The 22,197-nt window shown below is 72.3% G+C and carries 17 protein-coding genes; 13 read left to right on the top strand and 4 right to left on the bottom strand.

Features of this window, described 5'->3' with window-relative positions:
* The first annotated feature begins 285 nt into the window (after window positions 1–285).
* The 8 genes from ACFWVP_RS17315 to ACFWVP_RS17280 all read left to right on the top strand — a co-directional run bounded on the left by ACFWVP_RS17315 (window position 286) and on the right by ACFWVP_RS17280 (window position 10,636).
* Window positions 286–1,092, top strand: a complete 807-nt coding sequence (locus ACFWVP_RS17315; protein ID WP_384497490.1) for a TIGR03084 family metal-binding protein — start codon at window positions 286–288, stop codon at window positions 1,090–1,092.
* Window positions 1,089–2,798, top strand: a complete 1,710-nt coding sequence (locus ACFWVP_RS17310; RefSeq protein ID WP_384497488.1) for an acyclic terpene utilization AtuA family protein — start codon at window positions 1,089–1,091, stop codon at window positions 2,796–2,798. Before ACFWVP_RS17315 ends, ACFWVP_RS17310 begins: the two co-directional genes overlap by 4 nt.
* Window positions 2,795–4,393: an acyl-CoA carboxylase subunit beta gene (locus tag ACFWVP_RS17305; RefSeq protein WP_384497486.1), complete on the top strand. Its 1,599-nt coding sequence runs from the start codon at window positions 2,795–2,797 to the stop codon at window positions 4,391–4,393. The genes ACFWVP_RS17310 and ACFWVP_RS17305 overlap by 4 nt, the downstream gene beginning before the upstream one ends.
* A 7-nt stretch (window positions 4,394–4,400) precedes the next feature.
* Window positions 4,401–6,365: an acetyl/propionyl/methylcrotonyl-CoA carboxylase subunit alpha gene (locus tag ACFWVP_RS17300; protein WP_384497484.1), complete on the top strand. Its 1,965-nt coding sequence runs from the start codon at window positions 4,401–4,403 to the stop codon at window positions 6,363–6,365.
* Complete coding sequence (locus tag ACFWVP_RS17295; RefSeq protein ID WP_384497482.1) at window positions 6,362–7,525, top strand: acyl-CoA dehydrogenase family protein; 1,164 nt, start codon at window positions 6,362–6,364, stop codon at window positions 7,523–7,525. The genes ACFWVP_RS17300 and ACFWVP_RS17295 overlap by 4 nt, the downstream gene beginning before the upstream one ends.
* Before the next feature lie 131 nt (window positions 7,526–7,656).
* A complete protein-coding gene (locus ACFWVP_RS17290) occupies window positions 7,657–9,234 on the top strand; it encodes a 4-coumarate--CoA ligase family protein (RefSeq protein WP_384497480.1) in 1,578 nt (525 codons plus the stop codon).
* Between the two features lie 44 nt (window positions 9,235–9,278).
* On the top strand, window positions 9,279–10,013 hold the full coding sequence (locus tag ACFWVP_RS17285; RefSeq protein ID WP_384497479.1) for an enoyl-CoA hydratase family protein: 735 nt from the start codon (window positions 9,279–9,281) through the stop codon (window positions 10,011–10,013).
* Window positions 10,001–10,636: a TetR/AcrR family transcriptional regulator gene (locus tag ACFWVP_RS17280; protein ID WP_384497478.1), complete on the top strand. Its 636-nt coding sequence runs from the start codon at window positions 10,001–10,003 to the stop codon at window positions 10,634–10,636. The genes ACFWVP_RS17285 and ACFWVP_RS17280 overlap by 13 nt, the downstream gene beginning before the upstream one ends.
* Here the strand turns inward: ACFWVP_RS17280 and ACFWVP_RS17275 are convergent.
* Window positions 10,595–11,410: an alpha/beta fold hydrolase gene (locus ACFWVP_RS17275; RefSeq protein ID WP_384497476.1), complete on the bottom strand. Its 816-nt coding sequence runs from the start codon at window positions 11,408–11,410 to the stop codon at window positions 10,595–10,597. The genes ACFWVP_RS17280 and ACFWVP_RS17275 overlap by 42 nt on opposite strands.
* Before the next feature lie 534 nt (window positions 11,411–11,944).
* Between ACFWVP_RS17275 and ACFWVP_RS17270 the strand changes: the two genes are divergently transcribed.
* Window positions 11,945–12,541: a hypothetical protein gene (locus ACFWVP_RS17270; RefSeq protein ID WP_384497474.1), complete on the top strand. Its 597-nt coding sequence runs from the start codon at window positions 11,945–11,947 to the stop codon at window positions 12,539–12,541.
* 94 nt (window positions 12,542–12,635) lie between these two features.
* On the opposite strand, the gene ACFWVP_RS17265 is transcribed toward ACFWVP_RS17270, so the two are convergent.
* Both ACFWVP_RS17265 and ACFWVP_RS17260 read right to left on the bottom strand, forming a co-directional pair.
* Window positions 12,636–14,414 (bottom strand): acyl-CoA dehydrogenase, encoded by a 1,779-nt coding sequence (locus ACFWVP_RS17265; RefSeq protein WP_384497473.1) that lies wholly within the window; start codon window positions 14,412–14,414, stop codon window positions 12,636–12,638.
* A 461-nt stretch (window positions 14,415–14,875) separates the two neighbouring features.
* Window positions 14,876–15,985: a citrate synthase 2 gene (locus ACFWVP_RS17260; protein ID WP_384497471.1), complete on the bottom strand. Its 1,110-nt coding sequence runs from the start codon at window positions 15,983–15,985 to the stop codon at window positions 14,876–14,878.
* A gap of 284 nt (window positions 15,986–16,269) precedes the next feature.
* Here ACFWVP_RS17260 and pdxH point away from each other — a divergent pair, with 284 nt between their 5' ends.
* Window positions 16,270–16,896: a pyridoxamine 5'-phosphate oxidase gene (gene pdxH / locus ACFWVP_RS17255; RefSeq protein ID WP_384497469.1), complete on the top strand. Its 627-nt coding sequence runs from the start codon at window positions 16,270–16,272 to the stop codon at window positions 16,894–16,896.
* A gap of 410 nt (window positions 16,897–17,306) precedes the next feature.
* Window positions 17,307–18,734 carry a PAS domain-containing protein gene (locus ACFWVP_RS17250; RefSeq protein ID WP_384497466.1) on the top strand — a complete coding sequence of 476 codons (1,428 nt, stop codon included), beginning with the start codon at window positions 17,307–17,309 and terminating at the stop codon, window positions 18,732–18,734.
* Between the two features lie 178 nt (window positions 18,735–18,912).
* On the opposite strand, the gene ACFWVP_RS17245 is transcribed toward ACFWVP_RS17250, so the two are convergent.
* Window positions 18,913–19,668 (bottom strand): SIS domain-containing protein, encoded by a 756-nt coding sequence (locus ACFWVP_RS17245; protein WP_384497465.1) that lies wholly within the window; start codon window positions 19,666–19,668, stop codon window positions 18,913–18,915.
* 198 nt (window positions 19,669–19,866) lie between these two features.
* Between ACFWVP_RS17245 and ACFWVP_RS17240 the strand changes: the two genes are divergently transcribed.
* Both ACFWVP_RS17240 and ACFWVP_RS17235 read left to right on the top strand, forming a co-directional pair.
* Window positions 19,867–20,559 (top strand): metal-dependent transcriptional regulator, encoded by a 693-nt coding sequence (locus ACFWVP_RS17240; protein ID WP_384497464.1) that lies wholly within the window; start codon window positions 19,867–19,869, stop codon window positions 20,557–20,559.
* Window positions 20,560–21,262: 703 nt separating this feature from the next.
* Window positions 21,263–22,195: an alpha/beta fold hydrolase gene (locus ACFWVP_RS17235; RefSeq protein ID WP_384497462.1), complete on the top strand. Its 933-nt coding sequence runs from the start codon at window positions 21,263–21,265 to the stop codon at window positions 22,193–22,195.
* Window positions 22,196–22,197: the final 2 nt, after the last annotated feature.

Below are 22,197 nucleotides of genomic sequence, written 5' to 3'. Positions count from 1 at the left end.
TCCCGCACGGCGCGGTCTTCACCGTCCCCCGCGGAGCACGGGCCGTCCGCCCCGTCCGGCGCCGCCATCCTGATGTCCGAGCCCGCCGGGACGCCGACCGTGGGTGATCGGCACGACGGCATCCCCGACCACGTGGAGGCGACAACCGGCCACCGCTCACCACCTGAACCGGCCTTTCTCCAGGCGTGGTTGCTCCCTGCGAAAAAACCATGCAAGCGTGCTTGCTTGTTTTCCGGGCCGCTGGCATGCTCCGGGGCACACCGCCACGCCCCGAGGGAGCGCACCGTGTCCGATGCCGCAGCCGTCACCGTCGCCGTGCTCGACGACCTGCGCCGGGAGAGCGACGAACTCGACCTGCTGGTCGCCGGACTGGGCGCCGGAGGATGGGCCGGGCCGACACCCGCCGAGGGGTGGACCGTAGCCCATCAGATCGCTCACCTGAACTGGACCGACGAGGTCGCGCTGATCGCCGTCACCCAGCCCGAGGCCTTCGCCGCCGAGGTCGACAGGGCGCTCGCCGACCCCGACACCTTCGTCGACGAGGCAGCCGCCGAGAGAGTGGCGCGGCTGCCGCCCGAAGCCCTGTTCGTGCAGTGGCGGGAGGGCCGGGACCGGCTCCACCGGGCGCTGCGGGAGGCACCCGACGGGGCCAGATTCCCCTGGTACGGGCCACCCATGAGCGTCGCCTCGATGGCGACCGCGCGGATCATGGAGACCTGGGCCCACGCGCAGGACGTCGCCGACGCCCTCGGGGCGGCCCGGAAGCCGACCGCGCGGCTGCGGCACGTGGCCAGGATCGGGGTGCGGGCCCGGGACTACGCCTACTTCGTGCACGGCGAGAGGCCGCCCGGCGAGCCGTTCCGGGTGGAGCTGGAGGGACCGGACGGCCAGGCGTACGCGTACGGCCCCGAGGACGCCGCCCAGCGTGTCACCGGGCCCCTGCTCGACTTCTGCCTGCTCGTCACCCACCGCGCCCACCGCGACGACCTCGCCCTGGTGGCGGTGGGCGCCGACGCCGGCCACTGGCTGGACATCGCGCAGGCCTTCGCCGGACCCGCCGGACGAGGACGTCTCCCCAGGGGTGACCGATGACGGGGCCGGGGCCGCTGCGGATCGGCAACGCCTCCGGGTTCTACGGCGACCGCTTCGACGCCGTACGCGAGATGCTCACCGGCGGTTCCCTCGACGTCCTGACCGGGGACTACCTCGCCGAGCTCACCATGCTGATCCTCGGTCGCAGCCGGATCAAGGACCCCACCCGCGGCTACGCCTCCACCTTCCTGCGGCAGCTGGAGGACGGTCTCGGCCTCGCCCACGAGCGCGGCGTGAAGATCGTCACCAACGCCGGCGGGCTCAATCCGGCCGGACTCGCCGACGCCGTGAGGAAGTTGGCGGACACGGTGGGCGTGCCCGTGCGGGTCGCGCACGTCGAGGGCGACAGCCTTCCCGCACCCTACGGATTCCTCACCGCGAACGCCTACCTCGGCGGCGCGGGCATCGCGGCCTGTCTGCGGGCCGGGGCCGACATCGTCGTCACCGGACGCGTCACCGACGCCGCCCTCGTCACCGGACCCGCCGCCGCCCACTTCGGCTGGGGGCCCGAGGACCACGACGCCCTCGCCGGGGCCGTCGTCGCCGGGCACGTGCTGGAGTGCGGGACACAGGCCACGGGCGGGAACTACGCGTTCTTCGGCGACCACGACGTCCGCAGGCCCGGATTCCCCCTCGCCGAGATCCACGAGGACGGGGCGAGCGTCATCACCAAGCACGACGGCACGGGCGGTGTCGTGGACGTCGGCACCGTCACCGCCCAGCTGCTGTACGAGACCGCCGGGGCCCGGTACGCCGGGCCGGACGTCACCGCCCGGCTCGACACCGTACGGCTGACACCGGACGGGCCGGATCGCGTACGGATCTCCGGAGTCCGGGGTGAGGCCCCGCCGCCCACGCTCAAGGTCGGGCTCAACCGGCTCGGCGGCTGGCGCAACGAGGTCGTCTTCGTGCTGACCGGCCTCGACATCGAGGCCAAGGCACGCCTCGTGAAGGACCAGTTCGCCGACGCCCTCGCCCGGGGCGGACGGCAGCCCGCCGAGGTGCGGTGGGAGCTCGTGCGCACCGACCGGCCCGATGCCGCCACCGAGGAGACCGCCGGCGCCCTGCTCCGCCTCGTCGTGCGCGACCGGGACGCGGACACCGTGGGCCGTGCGGTGTCCGGGGCGGCCGTCGAGCTTGCCCTCGGCAGCTACCCGGGCTTCCACCTGACCGCCCCGCCGGGAAAGGGCGCCCCGTACGGGGTGTTCGAGGCCAGGTACGTACCCGTGGCGGAGGTCGGGCACGTGGCCGTCCTCCCGGACGGGGACCGGGAGGACGTGCCCCCGGCCGGACCGCACAGGGCGCTCGAAGCGGTCGAGGAGCCCGGACTCCCGGACCCGCTGCCGCCCGGCCCCGTCCGCACCGCCCCGCTCGGCCGCGTCGCCGGAGCCCGCAGCGGTGACAAGGGCGGCGACGCCAACGTCGGCGTGTGGGTGCGCGGCGACGACGCGTGGCGGTGGCTGGCCCACGAGCTGACCGTCGCCCGCTTCCAGGAACTGCTCCCGGAGACCGCCGGGCTCACCGTCGTACGCCATGTCCTGCCGAACCTGCGGGCGCTGAACTTCGTCGTCCACGGCCTCCTCGGCGAGGGCGTCGCCGCACAGGCCCGCTTCGATCCGCAGGCCAAGGCGGTGGGGGAGTGGCTGCGGTCCCGGCACCTCCCCGTCCCCACAGCGCTCCTAGAAGAACCGGAGGTGACCGCATGACCGTCCTGCCCACCGCACTCGACACCGCCGGACCCGAATACACCGCCCACCGCGAGGCCATGCTCGCGAAGCTCGCCGAGCTGGACACCGAACACGCCAAGGCGCTGGCGGGCGGCGGCGAGAAGTACGTGACGCGGCACCGAGAGCGCGGAAAGCTGCTGGCCCGCGAGCGGATCGAGCTGCTGATCGACCCGGACACACCGTTCCTCGAACTGTCCCCGCTCGCCGCCTGGGGCAGCGACTACGCGACGGGCGCCTCACTCGTCACCGGGATCGGGACCGTGGAAGGCGTCGAGTGCCTGATCACCGCCAACGACCCGACCGTACGCGGCGGCGCCTCCAACCCGTGGACACTCAGGAAGGCCCTGCGGGCGAACGAGATCGCCTTCGCCAACCGGCTGCCCTGCGTCAGCCTCGTCGAGTCGGGCGGCGCCGACCTGCCCTCGCAGAAGGAGATCTTCATCCCGGGGGGCGCGCTGTTCCGCGACCTCACCCGGCTGTCGGCGGCCGGCATCCCCACCGTCGCCGTCGTCTTCGGGAACTCCACCGCCGGAGGCGCGTACGTCCCCGGCATGTCCGACCACACCGTGATGATCAAGGAGCGGTCGAAGGTCTTCCTCGGCGGCCCACCGCTGGTGAAGATGGCCACCGGCGAGGAGAGCGACGACGAATCGCTCGGCGGCGCCGAGATGCACGCCCGCACCTCGGGACTCGCCGACCACTTCGCGCTCGACGAGCACGACGCCCTGCGCCAGGCGCGCCGCATCGTCGCCCGGCTCAACTGGCGGAAGTCGCACGCAGATCCGGCGCCCGCCGAACCGCCGAAGTACGACGAGGACGAGCTGATCGGGATCGTGCCCGGTGACCTCAAGATCCCCTTCGACCCGTGCGAGGTCATCGCCCGGCTCGTCGACGGATCGGACTTCGACGCCTTCAAGCCGCTGTACGGGACGAGCCTGGTCACCGGCTGGGCCCGGCTCCACGGCTATCCCGTAGGGATCCTCGCCAACGCGCAAGGGGTGCTGTTCAGCGAGGAGTCGCAGAAGGCCGCGCAGTTCATCCAGCTCGCCAACCAGCGCGACATCCCGCTCCTCTTCCTGCACAACACCACCGGCTACATGGTCGGCAAGGAGTACGAGCAGGGAGGCATCATCAAGCACGGCGCGATGATGATCAACGCGGTGTCGAACTCCAGGGTCCCGCACCTGTCCGTCCTCATGGGCGCCTCCTACGGTGCCGGGCACTACGGCATGTGCGGCCGCGCCTACGACCCCCGCTTCCTCTTCGCCTGGCCCAGCAGCAAGTCCGCCGTCATGGGCCCCCAGCAGCTCGCCGGCGTCCTGTCGATCGTCGCCCGCGCCTCGGCCGCGGCCAGGGGCCTGCCCTACGACGACGAGGCCGACGCCGGACTGCGCGCCATGGTGGAGCAGCAGATCGAGTCCGAGTCCCTGCCCATGTTCCTGTCCGGGCGGCTGTACGACGACGGGGTCATCGACCCCCGCGACACCAGGGCCGTCCTCGGGATGTGCCTGTCCGCGATCCACACGGCACCGGTCGAGGGCGCCCGCGGCGGCTTCGGCGTCTTCCGGATGTGAGGCACATATGATCACCACTCTCCTTGTCGCCAACCGGGGCGAGATCGCCTGCCGGATCTTCCGCACCTGCCGTGAGCTGGGCATCTCCACCGTCGCCGTGTACTCGGACGCGGACGCCGAAGCCCTGCACGTCCGGGAGGCCGACACCGCCGTACGCCTCCCGGGCGCCGCACCCGCCGATACGTACCTGCGCGGCGACCTCGTCGTCGCCGCGGCCCTCGCGGCGGGCGCCGACGCCGTGCACCCCGGCTACGGCTTCCTCTCCGAGAACGCCCGGTTCGCCCAGGCCGTGCGGGACGCGGGCCTCCTGTGGGTGGGGCCGCCGGTGAAGGCCATCGAGATGATGGCGTCCAAGACCCGCGCCAAGGAACTGATGGCCGCCGCCGGGGTGCCCCTCCTCGCCCCCGTGGACCCGTGCGCCGCCACCACCGAGGACCTTCCGCTGCTGCTCAAGGCCGCGGCGGGCGGCGGCGGACGCGGGATGCGGATCGTCCGGGACCTCGCCGACCTGCCCGGCGAGCTGACGGCCGCCACCGCCGAGGCCGCCTCCGCCTTCGGCGACGGCGAGGTCTTCGCCGAGCCCTACGTCGAGCACGGCCGGCACGTCGAGGTCCAGGTCATGGCCGACGCACAGGGCACGGTGTGGGCACTCGGCACCCGGGACTGCTCGCTCCAGCGCCGCCACCAGAAGGTCATCGAGGAGGCCCCGGCCCCCGGCCTCGACGACGCGCTGCGTGCGCGGCTCCACGACGCCTCCGTCGCCGCGGCCCAGGCCGTGGGCTACCGGGGCGCGGGGACCGTCGAGTTCCTCGTATCGGCCGAAGGACGCCCGTACTTCCTGGAGATGAACACCCGCCTCCAGGTCGAACACCCCGTCACGGAAGCGGTGTTCGGGCTCGACCTCGTCGCCCTGCAACTCCGCGTCGCGGAGGGCGCACCGCTGCCCGCCGCCACGCCCCCGGAGCCGTACGGGCACGCGGTCGAAGCCCGGCTGTACGCCGAGGACCCCGCCGCGAACTGGCAGCCGCAGACCGGGACCCTGCACACCCTGGACGTCCCGGACGGCCCCGGCCTGCGGCTCGACACCGGCTACACCGGCGGCGACACCATCGGGGTGCACTACGACCCGATGCTCGCCAAGGTCGTCGCCCACGCCGCCACCCGCACCGAAGCCGTACGCCTCCTCGCCCGCACTCTTGAACGCGCCCGCATCCACGGGCCGGTCACCAACCGCGACCTGCTCGTACGGTCCCTGCGCCACCCCGACTTCGCCGGGGCCCGCCCGGACACCGGCTTCTACGACCGGCACCTCACCGCGCTCACCCGGTCCGAGGACGAGGACGGCCGCCGCCTCGCGGCGACCGCCGCCGCCCTGGCCCGGGCCGCCACCCGGCCCGCCACGGGAACCGCCCGCCTCGGCGCCTGGCGCAACCTCACCTCGCAGGCCCAGACCGTGAGCTACCGCAGCGAGCCGGACGGCACCGAGCACGAGATCGCCTACCGGACCGGACGCACCGGCGCCCGGCCGGAGACCGGCGAACGTGTCGTCACCGCCGCCCCCGGCCACGTCACCCTCGAATCCGGCGGCCTCACCCGGCACTTCACCGTCACCGTCCACGACGGGCGGACCCATGTGGACGGCGCCGCGGGCGGGTACACCTTCACCGTCCTGCCCCGCTTCACCGACCCCGCCGAACGCACCGAACCCGGTTCACTGCTCGCCCCCATGCCCGGCACCGTCGTACGCCTCGCCAACGGCCTCGCACCGGGCGCGGCCGTCGAGGCCGGGCAGCCGCTGATCTGGCTGGAGGCGATGAAGATGGAGCACCGCATCCTCGCCCCCGCCTCAGGCACCCTCACCGCGCTCCACGCCGCCCCCGGCCTCCAGGTCGAGGTCGGCGCACTGCTCGCCGTCGTCACCGACCCCGCCGCACCGGATCCCGCCGCCCGACAGCCAACGGAGAACGCATGAGCACCGTCCTCGAAACAGAAGAGCACAAGGCACTGCGCGCCGCCGTCGCCGCCCTCGGCACGCGCTACGGGCGCGACTACATGGCCACCGTGGTCCGTGAGGGCTCCCACCCCCACGAGCTGTGGACCGACGCCGCGAGACTCGGCTACCTCGGCGTCAACCTCCCCGAGGAGTACGGCGGCGGAGGCTGCGGCCTGGCCGAGCTCTCCATCGTCCTGGAGGAGCTCGGCGCCGCCGGATCACCCCTGCTGATGATGGTCGTCTCGCCCGCCATCTGCGGCACCGTCATCGCCCGCTTCGGCACCGACTCCCAGAAGCGGCAGTGGCTGCCCGGCCTCGCCGACGGCAGCCTCACCATGGCCTTCGGCATCACCGAGCCCGACGCCGGATCGAACTCCCACCGCATCACCACCACCGCCCGCCGCGACGGCGGGGGCGACTGGATCCTCACCGGCCGCAAGGTCTTCGTGTCCGGCGTCGACATCGCGGCCGCCACCCTCGTCGTCGGCCGCACCGAGGACGCGCGGACCGGCACGCTCAAGCCCTGCCTCTTCATCGTCCCGCGCGACGCCCTCGGCTTCGGACGCTCGCGGATCGACATGGAACTCCACGCTCCGGAGAAGCAGTTCGAGCTGACCCTCGACGACGTGCGACTGCCCTCCGACGCGCTCGTGGGCGATGAGGACGCCGGGCTGGCCCAGCTGTTCGCCGGGCTCAACCCCGAGCGCGTCATGACCGCCGCGTTCGGCATCGGGATGGGGCGCTACGCACTCGGCAAGGCCGTCGAGTACGCCCGCACCCGCCAGGTGTGGAAAGCCCCCATCGGCGCCCACCAGGCCATCGCGCACCCGCTCGCCATCGCCCACATCGAGCTGGAACTGGCCCGTCTCATGATGCAGAAGGCCGCCAGGCTGTACGACGAGGGCGACGACGTCGGCGCCGGCGAGGCCGCCAACATGGCCAAGTACGCGGCCGGCGAGGCCTGTGTGAAGGCCGTCGACCAGGCAGTCCACACCCTCGGCGGCAACGGCCTCACCCGCGAATACGGCCTCGCCTCGCTGATCACGGCCGCACGCGTGGCCCGTATCGCGCCCGTCAGCAGGGAGATGATCCTGAACTACGTCTCCCACCAGTCGCTGGGACTGCCGAAGTCGTACTGACGACGTAACCCGGTCGGTCCGGGTCTCCCCCGGCATGCCGACAGGCGAGACCCCGACTCCTCACACCCGCGCGACGGCCCCGCTCCCGAGCGGGCCGCGTGCCCGCCGCACCGCGACGACAGGGGACCACCATGGTGTTCCGCAGTGTGTACGCAGACGTTCCGGCCCTCGACGCACCCATCCACGAAGCGGTTCTCGGCGGGGCCGCGGCCTTCGGCGACACCGTCGCCCTGGTCGACGGCACGAACGGCCTCTCCGTCACCTACGCCCAGCTCGACACCTTCCACCGCCGCATCGCCGCGCACCTCGCCGCGGCGGGACTGCGCAAGGGCGACGTCCTCGCCCTGCACAGCCCCAACACGATCGCCTACCCGGCCGTCTTCTACGGGGCCACGCGCGCCGGCGCCGCCGTCACCACCGTGCACCCGCTGGCCACGGCCGAGGAGTTCGCCAAACAGCTGGAGGACTCGGCCGCCCGCTGGATCGTCACCGTGTCCCCGTTCCTCGACGTCGCCCGCCGGGCGGCCGAACTCGCGGGCGGCATCCAGGAGATCTTCGTCTGCGACCAGGCCGAGGGCCACACCTCCGTACTCGACATGCTGGGCTCCACCGCCCCCGAGCCCGACATCGCCTTCGACCCCGCGGAGGACGTCGCCGCCCTCCCGTACTCCTCCGGGACCACCGGTACCCCCAAGGGCGTCATGCTCACCCACCGCTCCATCGGTACCAACCTGGAGCAGCTGCGCCCCTTCATCCCCATGGGGCCCGGCCACCGCATCCTCGCCGTCCTCCCCTTCTTCCACATCTACGGGCTGACCGCCCTGATGAACGTCCCGCTGCGCTGCGGAGCCACCGTCGTCGTGCTGCCCCGGTTCGACCTCGACCAGTTCCTCGGCGCCATCCAGGAACACCGCATCAGCGGGCTGTACGTGGCCCCGCCGATCGTCCTGGCCCTCGCCAAGCACCCGGCCGTCGGCACGTACGACCTGTCCTCGCTCGAATACATCGTCAGCGCCGCCGCGCCCCTGGACGCCGAGCTCGCCGAAGCCTGCTCGAACCGTCTGGGCGTGCCGCCCGTCCGGCAGGCGTACGGCATGACGGAACTCTCGCCAGGCACCCACGTCGTGCCCCTCGACGCGGAGAACCCGCCGCCCGGAGCCGTCGGGAAGCTGCTGCCCAGCACCGAGATGCGGATCGTGTCCATCGAGGACCCGGCCACCGACCTCGGCGTCGACACCGACGGCGAGATCCTCATCCGCGGCCCGCAGGTGATGAAGGGCTACCTCGGCCGCCCCGGAGCCACCGCCGACATGATCGACGGCGACGGCTGGGTGCACACCGGGGACGTCGGCCGCGTCGACGCGGACGGCTGGCTCTTCGTCGTCGACCGGGTCAAGGAACTCATCAAGTACAAGGGCTACCAGGTCGCCCCCGCCGAGCTCGAAGCCCTCCTCCTCACCCACGCGTCGATCGCCGACGCCGCCGTGATCGGCGTCCCCGACGCCGACGGCAACGAGGTGCCCAAGGCCTACGTCGTACGCGGACCGGCCGCCCAGGACCTCACCGCGGACGACGTCATGGCGTACGTCGCCGAGCGCGTATCGCCGTACAAGAAGGTCAGACGGGCCGAATTCATCGAGGCCGTACCGCGCGCCGCCTCCGGAAAGATCCTGCGCAGGGAACTGCGCGACCGGGAGCGGCGTCAATGATCCACGCCGGACCCGCGCACGAACCCGACCCGGGGAGAGTAACGATGACCCTCGCCGCACCCACCCACGACCGGGGTGTCACCACGCTCACGCTCGACTCCCCGGCCAACCGCAACGCCCTGAGCGCACGGCTCGTGTCCGGGCTGACCGACGCCCTCGACGCCTGCGCCGCGGACGACACCGTACGGGCCGTGGTCCTCACCCACACCGGCAACACGTTCTGCGCGGGCGCCGATCTCAGGGCACCGGCCGACCCGCACGCCTTCGTCGCCCTCATGCGACGCATCGTCACCCTGCCCAAACCGGTCGTCGCCCGGGTCACCGGGCACGTCCGGGCCGGCGGGCTCGGACTGCTCGGCGCCTGCGACATCTCGGTCGCGGGCCCCGACTCCTCCTTCGCCCTCACCGAATCACGCCTCGGCCTCGCCCCCGCCGTCATCTCCCTGCCCCTGCTGCCCCGCCTCGACCCCCGCGCGGCGTCCCGCTACTACCTCACCGGGGAACGCTTCGACGCGGCGGAAGCCGCCCGGACCGGCCTCGTGACCCTCGCGGCCGGGGACGTGGACGAGGCCCTCGTACCGGTGCTGGACGGGCTGCGCAGAGCGTCCCCCCAGGGGCTGGCCGCGTCGAAGGAGTTGGTCACGGTTACTGTGCTGAGGACTTTCGATCAGTACGCCGAAGACCTCATCGCCCGTTCCGCTGCACTCTTCGCCTCCGACGAGGCACGGGAAGGGATGACGGCCTTCCTGGAACGACGGGATCCCGCATGGCTGCTGTGATCGCCACGAGCCCCAAGTCCCCCAAGCAGGACCGCAGCCGTGCCACCCGTCAACGGCTGCTCGAAGCGGCGGTGGCCTGTCTCGCCGAACACGGCTGGGCAGGCTCCACCGTCTCCGTCGTCGCCGAACGCGCCGGGGTCTCCCGCGGCGCTGCCCAGCACCACTTCCCGACCCGCGAGGACCTGTTCACCGGCGCCATCGAGTACGTCGCCGAGGAACGCTCCGCCGCCCTGCGCGCCCTGCCCGTCCAGGGCCGCCCGGCGGTGATCGCCGCCATCGTCGACCTCTACACCGGACCGCTCTTCCGCGCCGCGCTCCAGCTCTGGGTCGCCGCCTCCAACGAGGAACCGCTCCGCGCCCGCGTCACCGAGCTCGAAGGCCGCGTCGGCCGTGAGACCCACCGCATCGCCGTCGAACTCCTGGGCGCGGACGAGGGCTGCCCAGGGGTCCGCGAGACGGTCCAGGGCCTCCTGGACATGGCCCGGGGCCTGGGTCTCGCCAACTTCCTCACCGACGACACGGCCCGCCGCCGCAGGGTCGTCGCACAGTGGGCGGGGCTGGTGGACGACGCGCTGGGCCCCTCACGCACCGCCGGTGAACCGGGCGCCCAGGAAGCCCAGTAGCGCTTCGTTGAACCGCTCGGGCTGCTCCACCCCCGGCAGGTGGCCTGCCCGTTCGATGACGGCGAGCGTGGCGTGGGGTACCAGACGGAGCATGTCCTCGGCGTCGCGGACCGGGGTGAAGGCGTCGTCCGCGCCCACCACGAGCAGGACCGGTGTGTCGACGGCGGCGAGGGTGTCCCGGTGGTCGAGCCGCTCGGCCCGTCCCCGGAGCGCGGCGGCCGCACCCTCGGGGTCGGTGGCCCGCATCATGCCCAGGACGTGTGCCGCCACGTCCGGCAGGCCGGTGACGTTGTACGGGGCGAGCATCTTGCCGATCACCTCGGCCGCGTAACCGTCCATGCCCTCGGCCAGCAGCCGGTCCGCCATCGCGTTGCGGATCTCCTTGCCCTCCTCGGTCTCGGGGGGCGCGGAGGTGTCGGACAGCACCAGACCCAGGACCCGCTCCGGGCGGCCCCGCCGGAACTCCATGGCGATCTGGCCGCCCATGGACACACCGCCGACGACCGCGCGTTCCACGCCCAGGTGGTCGAGGAGAGCGGCGATGTCGTCCGCGAAACCGGAGAGCAGGACCTTGCCGGGGGTGACACCGCTGTCGCCGTAGCCGCGCAGATCCGGGGTGATCACGCGGTAGCCCGCCACCACCAGTGCCCGCACGGACGGTTCCCACATGCCGCGGTTGAACGGATGGCCGTGCACGAGCACGACCGGCAGCCCGTCCGACGGCCCCTGGTCGTCGTAGTGCAGCGTGACATCACTCAACGCTATGTGGCTCATGCGGGTCACCCTAACGTCGGGACCGGCGACACTTTCACCGAATTACCTGCCTGGTCCACAGAGGCGTCGACCGGGCTCCGCGTGGACGCCGGACGACCGGGGCGCCGTACGGATTCCTGGGCATCCCACCCGGCCCACCTGTGCCCCGCACATCGGCTCCCGAGAACCTGGAGCCGCGCCGCGCGGTCTCCGGACGCTCCTCGGCATGGCAAGATCATTACTCGTAACTGCCGTGCCGGACCGGACAGTTGTGGCTGCCGCAACGACCCCGTCGTCGCAGGTCGCACCACGCATCCGCGTTCCCGGAAGAGCCGTCCACCGGCCTCGGACCGGTGGATCCGGGCCGCCGGCGGACAGGCCCGCCGGTGGTGACCGAGGTGGTGGCGCACACGGCTTCCGGAGGCGCTTCGACGGGGACGGGACGGCCCGTGCCCCCGACGGACCCGGAATCGGTGCGAGTGCCCGGCGATCCCGTCCCAGCCTGGTGACAGAAGGAGCTCGATGCACGTCCTGGTGCCGGAAGACCCCGTCTTCATGACCAGATTCCTGGCGATGGAGGAACCGCTCCTCCACTCGCTGTACTACTTCTACCTGCGCGACCTTCCCCCCGGGCAGGCGAAGATCATTCGTGACGCGTACGAAGGCTGGGGAGACATCCAGAGCCGGATGCCTCCCCGCCTCCACTGGCAGGAGACGGCGGTCCGCCGGGCCCGTCGGCGAAGGGACCCGGAGGGCTACACGCTCCGGGGCCGGGGCGGTGCGCGGCTGACGTGCCTGCACGTCGTCGGGATGAGCGCGGAGAGCATCTCGGGGCTGAGTGCCTGCCACGGCCTGCTCGCGAGAGCGGAATCGGAAGCGGTCGGCCCGCTGGCCCGCGCGCTCGGCGAGATCGCGGAGCACGGCCAGAACGTGGTGGACAACTTCCGCCGCGTACTGGACATCCTCCAGATACAGGCCCCTCCCCGCCTCCTGGGCTCACTGCGGCACGCGGCACCCACCGGGCCGGCGACGGCGATCTCCCTGGACGGGACGCAGGAGGAGGAGTACGAGACCTTCTGCGACCGGATGGTGCGGACACTGAGCGCGGGCGACAGGTTCACGTACGCGATGCACCGGGCGCTCTATTTCTGACCGGACCCGCCGGGGGGCTCCGGACCCCGGCCGTCGGTGGCGTACGACGGCCGGCGGGCTCCCCGCGAACGGTGCCGGCCCCGCGTCCTCCCGTTCAGCCCCCCAGCATGGGATAGGTGTCCAGGAGCGCGTCGGGCACCGCGAAGGCGTCGGTGAGCGTGAGCGCGTGCGGTTCGAGCGCGGCGACGACGGTCTCGACCACGTCGGGGAGCTCCTGGACCTGGGCGGCCGTCAGCCGGCCCTCCGCCAGGAGGTCTCCGCTGTGCGCGGCGACCTGGCGCAGGGCGAACAGGCTGTGCAGATCACCGAGGAGATCACGGGCCTGCGGAGAGGCGGCCTGGCCGACCGCGGTCAGCAGTGCCTCGCCGGCCAGCCGGTGGACGTGGCTGTCGACCAGTCGCAGAGCCGGTGTGACGGCCGCGTTCCATCGCGCCATGGGCGAGGCCGCCCGCTCCCGGAGCCGCTTCCGGGCGCGGGCGTGCCATATGCGCTCCAGGTCGGCCATCAGGTCCTGCAGGTGCTCGGGGTCCGTCAGCGCACGGTGCTCCGGGCCGATCTCGCTGGGCGGCTTCGGCGAGAATCCGCCCAGGAGCATCTCGCCCGCGGCCTTCACCCAGATGACCTTGTTGTCGCCCTCGGCCGTGATCGTCCCCTCGTTGGCCGCGAGCTGCCCCGCTATGCCGTTGGCCAGGAGCAGCCCCTGGGCGCCGCACCGCTCCCGGCACTCGGTCATGACCGCGCGGGCCTGCCAGGTGATCCACCCCTTGGTGACGGCCGTCAGGCGCTCGTTCGCCTCACGGTCGGTGTCCTCGGCCCACGTCCACTCCCGTACGACGGACCGGTGCAGCAGCGTGGCCGCGTACGTCGTCGCGACGGCGTCGAGCAGCGGGGCGTGGTGACTGCGGTGGGCTATCAGCGGCACCTTCTGGCCGCTGGTCATGCCGGACGTGACCCGGGAGTGCGCATGGCGCATGGCGACGGCCAGCGCGTGGCGCGTCACGCCCAGGCTGTACGCGCTCATGCACAGCTTCCCCGCCGTGACGCGCCCGATGGACCGCAGGAACCGCTTGCGGGGACTCCCCAGGGAACTGCTGAACGCCCCGTCCGGGCCGAGGCGCCCGTGGTCGCCCTGGAGGAGGGCGTCGAGGGGGAGCCGGACGCCGTCGAAGACCGTGGCGCAGTGGTCGACGGGGCTGCTGGCGGCCTGGGGCAGCGGGCTCACCTCCACTCCCGGCAGCGGGTGGCCCTCCTCGTCGCTCAGCGGGGTGAGGAAGAGGAAGACACCCTTGTCCTCACCGTCGATGATCAGGCGCGCCGCCACGACGGCACTCTTCGCTCCGCCCGTGGGGCCGGTGTTGGGCATGTACTTGGCCGCACCCGGCGTCGGGGTGTGCAGGACGAAGCCGCCGGACGCGCGGTCGAGCGTGGCCGTGGTCTCCATCTGCGCGGCGTCGTTGCCGTGCGCCAGCTCGGTGCACAGGAAGGTGCCGATCCGGTCTCCCCGGACGTACTCGGACAGATCACGTCCCGCGCGGTCATGGTCGAGCAGGCTGCCGAGGAAGAGGTTGTAGTGGATGCTCGCGACGGTCGCCATGCCGGGATCGACGATGCCCGCCCACTCGTGGAGCGCCGTGAGCGCGACGGGATCGGTCACCAGGTCCTGCGGGCCGTCCACGGCCGCGTTGACCAGCCGGAGACGTTCGTAGGACAGCGCTATGCGCTCCTGGTGCGTCAGTCCCTCCTGGAACCGGAACGGGGCGGAGCTGAACAGTTTCCTCCATCGTTCGTGGGTCGACTCGAGTCGATCCGCGAAGAGGATGTCAGTGAGCTCGGCGAGCGGGGTCTCGGTGCGCTGAATCTGATGGGGGATCACTCGCGAAAGCTATCCGTAGTGATCATTTACCGCAGCGTGATGATCGCCACGATGAGCGAGCCTGGCCACATCGGTGGAGGCCCGTGTGAGCGCCGTTCTCGCCGAATTCCTTGAAGCGGCAACGGGTTTCACCGGCCCGGGGTGAGTCGGCCACGCGGCCGTAGATTGACTGGATTTCGGCGCACCGGAACGTGACCGACCGCTCCGGGACGTCCCGTTTCGGGATGCCTGGCTTCCAGCCTCCGGCCGCTCAGCGGGACCTGAGCAGCAGCTCGCGGACGTGGCCCGCGCGGGCGCGCACGTCGGACTCACCGAGACCTCCGGCCGGAGGGGCCACGGGCTCCGACGGGTCGGGCCGGTGGCGGGAGCGGCAGAGGCCGTCGGGCAGGGCTTCCGGGCGGCCGGGCGTACCGCACCTGACGCACTCCGGCATGGTGCGGTGGACAGGTTCGCCGGGCGGCTCAGTTCCCCAGGGCCGCGAGCTGCTCGTACCCCGCGATCTGTCGCGGGTCACGCGTGCCGGGGCCGACGTACGTCGCCGAGGGGCGCACCAGGCGACCCGTCCGCTTCTGCTCCAGGATGTGCGCCGACCAGCCCGCCGTACGGGCGCAGCTGAACATCGACGTGAACATGTGCGCCGGGACCTCGGCGAAGTCCAGGACGATCGCCGCCCAGAACTCGACGTTCGTCGCCAGTACCCGGTCGGGGCGGCGGGCGTGCAGCTCCTCCAGCGCGGCCTTCTCCAGTGCCTCGGCCACCTCGAAGCGCGGCGCGGCCAGCTCACGTGCCGTACGCCGCAGGACGCGGGCGCGCGGGTCCTCGGCCCGGTACACCCGGTGCCCGAAGCCCATCAGCCGCTCGCCCCTGTCCAGGGCCTGCTTCACGTACGTCGTGGCGTCGCCGGTCCGCTCGATCTCCTCGATCATGCCGAGGACCCGGGACGGGGCGCCACCGTGCAGCGGACCCGACATCGCGCCCACCGCGCCGGACAGCGCCGCGGCCACGTCCGCGCCGGTCGACGCGATGACGCGCGCGGTGAACGTCGAGGCGTTCATGCCGTGCTCGGCGGCCGACGTCCAGTAGGCGTCGACGGCCTTGACGTGCTTGGGGTCCGGCTCACCGCGCCAGCGGATCATGAACCGCTCCACCACGGAGGTCGCCTTGTCGATCTCGCTCTGCGGGACCATCGGCAGACCCTGTCCGCGCGCCGACTGGGCGACGTACGACAAGGCCATCACGGCCGCCCGCGCCAGGTCGTCACGCGCCGTCTCCGCGTCGATGTCGAGCAGTGGTTTCAGACCCCACACGGGCGCCAGCATGGCGAGCGCGGACTGCACGTCGACACGGATGTCGCCGGAGTGCACGGGGATGGGGAACGGTTCGGCGGGCGGCAGACCGGGGTTGAACGCCCCGTCCACCAGCAGACCCCAGACGTTGCCGAACGACACATGGCCCACGAGGTCCTCGATGTCGACACCTCGGTAGCGGAGCGAGCCGCCTTCCTTGTCGGGTTCGGCGATCTCCGTCTCGAACGCGACGACTCCTTCAAGTCCGGGTACGAAATCGGACATCGGGCGGCTCCCTCGGCTCGGCGGATGGTGTTTGCAGGCCACACGGGCCTGCCCACGATATTGGCGGTTTCCCACGACGCGGGGAAGGGTGACGTCCGGCACAGCCTCCCGCTGCCTCCCGTTGCCCGCGCGAGGGGTCGCGCGGGAGTCGAGCCCCCTCCCCATCGGGTGCACCGGCCCGCTGCGGCAGGATGGCCTTCGTGCCCACAGCTGATGCCACTCCGTCCTCCGCTTCCGTCTCCTCTCGCGCCTCTGCCTCCGATTGCACCACCGATCCGGCCGCGATGCGCGAGCAGTACCGTTCCGAGGACTTCACCGAGAAGGACCTTGCCGCCGACCCCATGGACCAGTTCGCGCACTGGTTCCGGCAGGTCGCCGCGGGCGGGGCGCTCCACGAGCCGAACGCGATGGTGGTGTCCACGGCCACTCCCGAGGGCCGGCCGTCCTCCCGCACGGTGCTGCTGAAGCACTACGACGACCGCGGTTTCGTCTTCTTCACCAACTACGGCTCCCGCAAGGGCCGCGAACTGACCGCGAACCCGTACGTCTCACTGCTCTTCCCCTGGCACCCGCTGGCCCGCCAGGTCATCGTCACCGGCACCGCGGCCCGCGTCGGCCGCGAGGAGACGGTCGCCTACTTCCGCACCCGCCCGCACGGCTCCCAGCTGGGCGCCTGGGCGAGCGAGCAGTCCACGGTGGTCGGCTCACGCGAGGAGCTGGTACGGCGCTACGAGGAGCTGGCCGACCGCTACCCGGAGGGCGAGAAGGTCCCCGCGCCCCCGCAATGGGGCGGATTCCGCGTCGTACCGGAGACGATCGAATTCTGGCAGGGCCACGAGAACCGGCTGCACGACCGGCTGCGGTACGTGCGCGAGGGCGCGGACTGGAGCGTGGAGCGCCTCTGCCCGTAGGACGGCCGCCACGGGCCCCGGCGGCGGGCCCCCGGCCTCCGGGGCGGCCCCGGACACGCAGAAACCCGCAGGCTCTGGTCCCTCCTCGCGGAGGAGCCGGCCGGACTTACCGGCGAGCCTGCGGGTCGGTGACTGCTTGGGTTTCGGCAGAACAGCCTGCCGAGGTGCACTGTGTGCGACGACGGGCTGTCAGCCCGCAGCCACCTCACGAATCCGATAAGACTGCACTTTTCGGATCACCTCCTTTCGACGTGTGACCACAGCCTAGGAACCCTCTCCCTGGCGCACAAGCCATTTATCGGAGATCGGATGGCCGCCGGATTTCCGGGAAGTGGCTGTGCGGTGGCTCACGTTCGAGTTCAATGGTCTGACGTGCGGCAATGCGGAATACGTCCTGCGGGAGGTACGGAGTGAGTGCTTCCAGGAGCAGCGGCACCACGGACGCGATCGGCCCCGACGAGGACCCCGGGCGCGGACCCTCGGAAGCGGTCCCCGGGTCACAGTTGCTCGCGGCACTGCTCGACGGGATGGACGCCGCACTCTGCGCGTTCGACGCGCACGGCACGATCACCCACTGGAACCGCGAGGCCGAACGGATCCTCGGCTGGTCCGCGGCGGAGGCCGTAGGGCGGGCGGGGTTCGCCGGATGGGCGGTACGGAGCGCCGACGCCGGGGACGTGCAGGCGCGGCTGACGGCCGCGATGGAGGCCCCCGGCCGGCAGGTCCACGAATTCGCGCTGCTGCGCAAGGACGGCGGGCGGGTGCTCGTACGGACCCAGTCGTCGGGCGTGCGCGGCGAGGACGGGAAGCCGGCCGGGGTGTACTGCGCGTTCAGCGAGGTGCACGCGCAGATCGACCTGGAGCGGTCCATCGCGCTGAGCGAGGCGCTGTTCGAGGACGCGTCGTGGGGTGTGGTCCTCGTCGACGTCGATCTGCGGCCCACCGTCGTCAACTCCTACGCGTCACGGGCGCTGGGCGGCGGGCGTACGGCACTGCTGGGGCGTCCGCTGGGCGAGCTCGTCGTACAGGGGGTGGAGGACCTGGAGGGCGCGCTGCAGCACGTGCTCGCCGAAGGCGCCCCGTCCGCTCCGACGGAGCTGTGGGTGACGCTGCGGACGGCGGAGGGCGACCGGCGGCGCTGCTGGCGCAGCGGGTTTCTGCGGCTGGCCTCACCGCTCGCCGAGGAACCGGTCCCGCTGGGCGTCGGCTGGCTGTTCCGGGACGTGACGGCGGCGAAGCTCACGGAGCAGGAGGCGGACCGGGTGCGCTTCCGGTCGAACCAGCTGCACCGGGCGGCCCGGCAGGCGGCCGAGTGTGAGGACCCCGTGGAGGCGGCGACCTCCTCGCTGGACTACGCCCTGGCCGGGTTCGCCGACCACGTCGTCGTGGACCTGCTGGCGGGGGAGCGGCTGGTACGGGCCGCCGCGACCCCGGCCGACGCGCCGGGCCCCTGCCTGCCGGTGTCCGGGGGCGCGATCCCGGCGCGGTACGGGGCGGGACACCCGGCCCTGCAGGCGGTGGAGCGCACGGGGTCGGTCCGGGCCAGCGCGCGGACCGGGACGGGCGAGGCATGGGCGGTGGAGCGCCAGTGGCCCCGCGACTCGGTGCACGCCCTGTGCGCGGTGCTGCGGAGCCGGGGGCGGACGCTGGGCGTGGTGACGTTCCTGCGCGCGGCGAACCGCAGCGCGTTCGAACGCCCGGACGCGATGTACGCGGAGAGCGTGGCGGTCCGGGTCGCCTCGGCGATAGACCTGGCCCACCTGACGACAGGCTTCGGCCACCACGACCGCCCGCCCACCCCGGACCGGCCCGACGAATCCAGCCCGTCCGGCGTTTGAGGGCGGACGGGTGCGGGTGGTTCGGGCTGTGGTTCCGTGGGGCGGTCGCGGCGGCAATCCCGGCCCGTCCGGCCTTTGAGGGCGGAACCGTGCAGGTGGTCCGGCCTGCCGTCTCGTGGGGCGGTCACGGCCGCACCGCCAAGCGCTGAGGACAGAACCCAGGGGCCTGCCCCAGGACTCAGTGCCGGTAGAAGATCCGGTCCCCGTACTCCCGCATCACACGCCCGTTCCACTCATGCCCGCCGTCCACGTTCCCCGACCGCAGCAACGGCGGCTCGATCCCCCGGGCGACCAGCTCCTCCGCCGCCGTGGCCATCATCGCCTGCATCAGCGCACTGGTGACCACCGTCGACGCGGGCGCGAACGGCGCCTCGACGCCCTCCGCCGAAAGCTCCGCGTCGCCGATCGCGATCTTGCTGTCGAGCACGATGTCGCAGTGGTCCCGCAGGAATCCCCCCGAGGCGTGCCGCGACCGGGTGCCCGTCGCGTAGGCGACCGACGTGACCCCGATGACCGTCAGCCCGAGCGCCCGCGCGTTCTGCGCCATCTCCACGGGCAGCGCGTTGCGCCCGGACAGGGAGATGATCACGAGGAGGTCGCCGGACTTCGCGGGGCTGGAGTCGAGCACCGCTCCGGCGAGCCCGTCCACCCGCTCCAGCGCGGAGCCGAGCGTGGCCGGCATGACGTCGACGCCGAGCGTGCCGGGCACGGCGAGCAGATTCATCAGGGCGAGCCCGCCCGCCCGGTAGACGACGTCCTGCGCCGCCAGCGAGGAGTGCCCGGCGCCGAAGGCGAACAGCCGGCCGCCCGCGGCGACCGTGTCGGCGATGGCGGCACCGGCGGCCGCGACGGATCCCGCCTCCTCGTCACGCACACGCTCCAGCAGGCCGATCGCGGCGTCGAAGAACTGACCGGCGAGCTTGCTGTCGCTCATCGAGGAGGCCTTTCCTACGGGGGTGGGGAGTCTGTGCCGCGGCTCACGTTGCGGTCTGGACCAGTGACCTGTCAACCACCCGGTACCGCTCCCGTCGAGATGCTTCCGACGGCGCGGCACGGTTGTCGGCCGTATGCGTCAGAATTGCCGGAGGGCCATCGCACGACGATTTTCATGTCACAGCATCGAGGGGCACGTATGTCCGGACTGATCGACACAACGGAGATGTATCTCCGCACCATCCTCGAGCTCGAAGAGGAAGGCGTGGTCCCGATGCGCGCCCGGATCGCCGAACGGCTGGACCAGAGCGGTCCGACGGTCAGCCAGACGGTGGCGCGCATGGAGCGGGACGGGCTGGTCCAGGTCGCGGGCGACCGCCACCTGGAGCTGACCGAGGAGGGACGACGCCTCGCGACACGGGTGATGCGCAAGCACCGGCTCGCCGAGTGCCTGCTGGTCGACGTGATCGGCCTGGAGTGGGAGCAGGTCCACGCCGAGGCCTGTCGCTGGGAGCACGTGATGAGTGAGGCCGTGGAGCGCCGCGTCCTGGAGCTGCTGCGGCACCCGACGGAGTCTCCGTACGGCAACCCGATCCCCGGGCTGGAGGAGCTCGGTGAGAAGGCCGAGGCCGATCCCTTCCTGGACGACAGCATGGTGAGCCTGGCCGAGCTCGACCCGGGCGCGGAGGGCAAGACCGTGGTGGTGCGCCGGATCGGTGAGCCGATCCAGACCGACGCACAGCTGATGTACGCGCTGCGACGGGCGGGCGTGCAGCCCGGTTCGGTCGTCAGCGTGACCGAGTCGGCCGGTGGTGTGCTGGTCGGTTCCAGTGGAGAGGCGGCGGAGCTGGACGCCGAGGTCGCCTCGCACGTCTTCGTCGCGAAGCGCTGACCAGCGCGGATGTGGGCACCGGTGCCTGGGTGCAGTTGCAGGCACCGGTGCATATGCACGTGCAGAAGTGAACCGGTTCCGCCCGCTTTCTGTTTTCCGTCCGGAATCGCAGCGGCCGGGCGAATCGCGTGCCAGGCTGTGGCCAGGCATTTGACCTGGGGTGCCGGCAGGGTCTGCCGCGCGGTCGGGGAGGGAGCAGGGAATGCGCCCGTCGTACTGGCTTGTGCACCGAACGGTGACTGCCGGGCTCCCGGCCGCCCTCATCGCCGCACGGAGCGGACAAGATGCCGCACGGGACGGGAAAGATGCCGCCCGGAGCGGCAAGGACGCTGCCCGGAGCGGCAAGGACGCCGCCCTGAGCCACGCCGCCCGCAGCCGGCGAGATGCCCCGGGGGCCCCGCGCGCGGGCGGACCGGTCTCTTCCGGAACAGGGGACGGCCCCGGCGCCCGTAGGCGCCGGGGCCGGTTCTCCCCTGCTCTGACCCGGAGCCCCGAGCTCTCGAGGTCAGTCCCCGCGGACCCCTGTCCCCGAGTGATCCGCTTCCCGGAGGAAATCTCCCCTCGGCGGCGTCCGTCAATCCTGGAGCGGTGTCACTCGAACGTGGGATGTTGCGAGCCGAACCCCACTGTTCGAATAAAGGTTCGATAGTCTGGCGGAGGCGACCACACGGTGATCGAGAACCAGAAGGGGGTGCCAGAACCTATGGTGCGGCGCATTGACGTGACCGGGTCCGACGGCGTACGCCTCGCGGCCTGGGAGTTCGCCGACTCGCCCAAAGGGCGCGCGGAGGCGGAGCGCGCCCCCGGGGTCTTATTGCTGCACGGGCTGATGGGCCGGTCCGCGCACTGGGCCTCCACCGCCCGCTGGCTCTCCGAGCGGCACCGCCCGGTCGGCCTCGACCAGCGCGGCCACGGCCGAAGCGACAAGCCGGCCGAGGGCCCGTACACCCGGGACGCGTACGTCGCCGACGCCGAGGCCGCGATCGAGCAGCTCGGCCTCGCCCCCGTCGTCCTCATCGGGCACTCGATGGGAGCCCTCACGGCCTGGCAGCTCGCCGCGAAGCGTCCGGACCTCGTGAAGGCCCTCGTCATCTGCGACATGCGGGCCTCCGCGCTCGGGGCCGCCTCGCAGCGCGAATGGGAGGACTGGTTCAACGCGTGGCCGGTCCCCTTCGCGACCCTCGCCGACGTGCGGAAGTGGTTCGGCGAGGACGACCCCTGGGTGGAGCGTCCCAACCCGTCCCGCGGCGAGTTCTTCGCCGAGGTCATGGCCGAGCGTGCCGACGGCTGGCGGCCCGTCTTCTCCCGCGCGCAGATGCTCCGTTCCCGGGCCACCTGGGTCTACGACGCCCACTGGGAGGAGCTGGCGCAGGTGCGGTGCCCCACCCTGGTCCTGCGCGGGATCGACGGCGAGCTGGGCCGGGCGGAGGCCCAGGAGATGGTCCGCGTACTGCCGCGCGGGCAGTACGCGGAGGTGGCCGACGCCGGTCATCTCGTCCACTACGACCAGCCGGAGGGCTGGCGCACAGCCGTGGAGCCGTTCCTGGACCAGCTCACCGAGGACCACCGGGACGACGGGGAGGCGGGCGACAAGGGCGACCGGGACCCGTCGGCCCCCGATCCCGCGATCCCGTAGGC

It is taken from the genome of Streptomyces sp. NPDC058637 (genome assembly GCF_042717325.1).
In the GTDB taxonomy this organism is placed as follows: Bacteria; Actinomycetota; Actinomycetes; order Streptomycetales; family Streptomycetaceae; genus Streptomyces.
Note: the sequence above shows the minus strand (reverse complement) of the source record. Positions and strands in the feature narration are given on the sequence as shown.

Coding starts and splice junctions, on each gene's coding strand:
- ACFWVP_RS17310 (WP_384497488.1), top strand. CDS start 1,089: ATGACGGGGCCGGGGCCGCTGCGGATCGGCAACGCCTCCGGGTTCTAC.
- ACFWVP_RS17305 (WP_384497486.1), top strand. CDS start 2,795: ATGACCGTCCTGCCCACCGCACTCGACACCGCCGGACCCGAATACACC.
- ACFWVP_RS17300 (WP_384497484.1), top strand. CDS start 4,401: ATGATCACCACTCTCCTTGTCGCCAACCGGGGCGAGATCGCCTGCCGG.
- ACFWVP_RS17295 (WP_384497482.1), top strand. CDS start 6,362: ATGAGCACCGTCCTCGAAACAGAAGAGCACAAGGCACTGCGCGCCGCC.
- ACFWVP_RS17290 (WP_384497480.1), top strand. CDS start 7,657: ATGGTGTTCCGCAGTGTGTACGCAGACGTTCCGGCCCTCGACGCACCC.
- ACFWVP_RS17285 (WP_384497479.1), top strand. CDS start 9,279: ATGACCCTCGCCGCACCCACCCACGACCGGGGTGTCACCACGCTCACG.
- ACFWVP_RS17280 (WP_384497478.1), top strand. CDS start 10,001: ATGGCTGCTGTGATCGCCACGAGCCCCAAGTCCCCCAAGCAGGACCGC.
- ACFWVP_RS17275 (WP_384497476.1), bottom strand. CDS start 11,410: ATGAGCCACATAGCGTTGAGTGATGTCACGCTGCACTACGACGACCAG.
- ACFWVP_RS17270 (WP_384497474.1), top strand. CDS start 11,945: ATGACCAGATTCCTGGCGATGGAGGAACCGCTCCTCCACTCGCTGTAC.
- ACFWVP_RS17260 (WP_384497471.1), bottom strand. CDS start 15,985: ATGTCCGATTTCGTACCCGGACTTGAAGGAGTCGTCGCGTTCGAGACG.
- pdxH (WP_384497469.1), top strand. CDS start 16,270: ATGCGCGAGCAGTACCGTTCCGAGGACTTCACCGAGAAGGACCTTGCC.
- ACFWVP_RS17245 (WP_384497465.1), bottom strand. CDS start 19,668: ATGAGCGACAGCAAGCTCGCCGGTCAGTTCTTCGACGCCGCGATCGGC.
- ACFWVP_RS17240 (WP_384497464.1), top strand. CDS start 19,867: ATGTCCGGACTGATCGACACAACGGAGATGTATCTCCGCACCATCCTC.
- ACFWVP_RS17235 (WP_384497462.1), top strand. CDS start 21,263: ATGGTGCGGCGCATTGACGTGACCGGGTCCGACGGCGTACGCCTCGCG.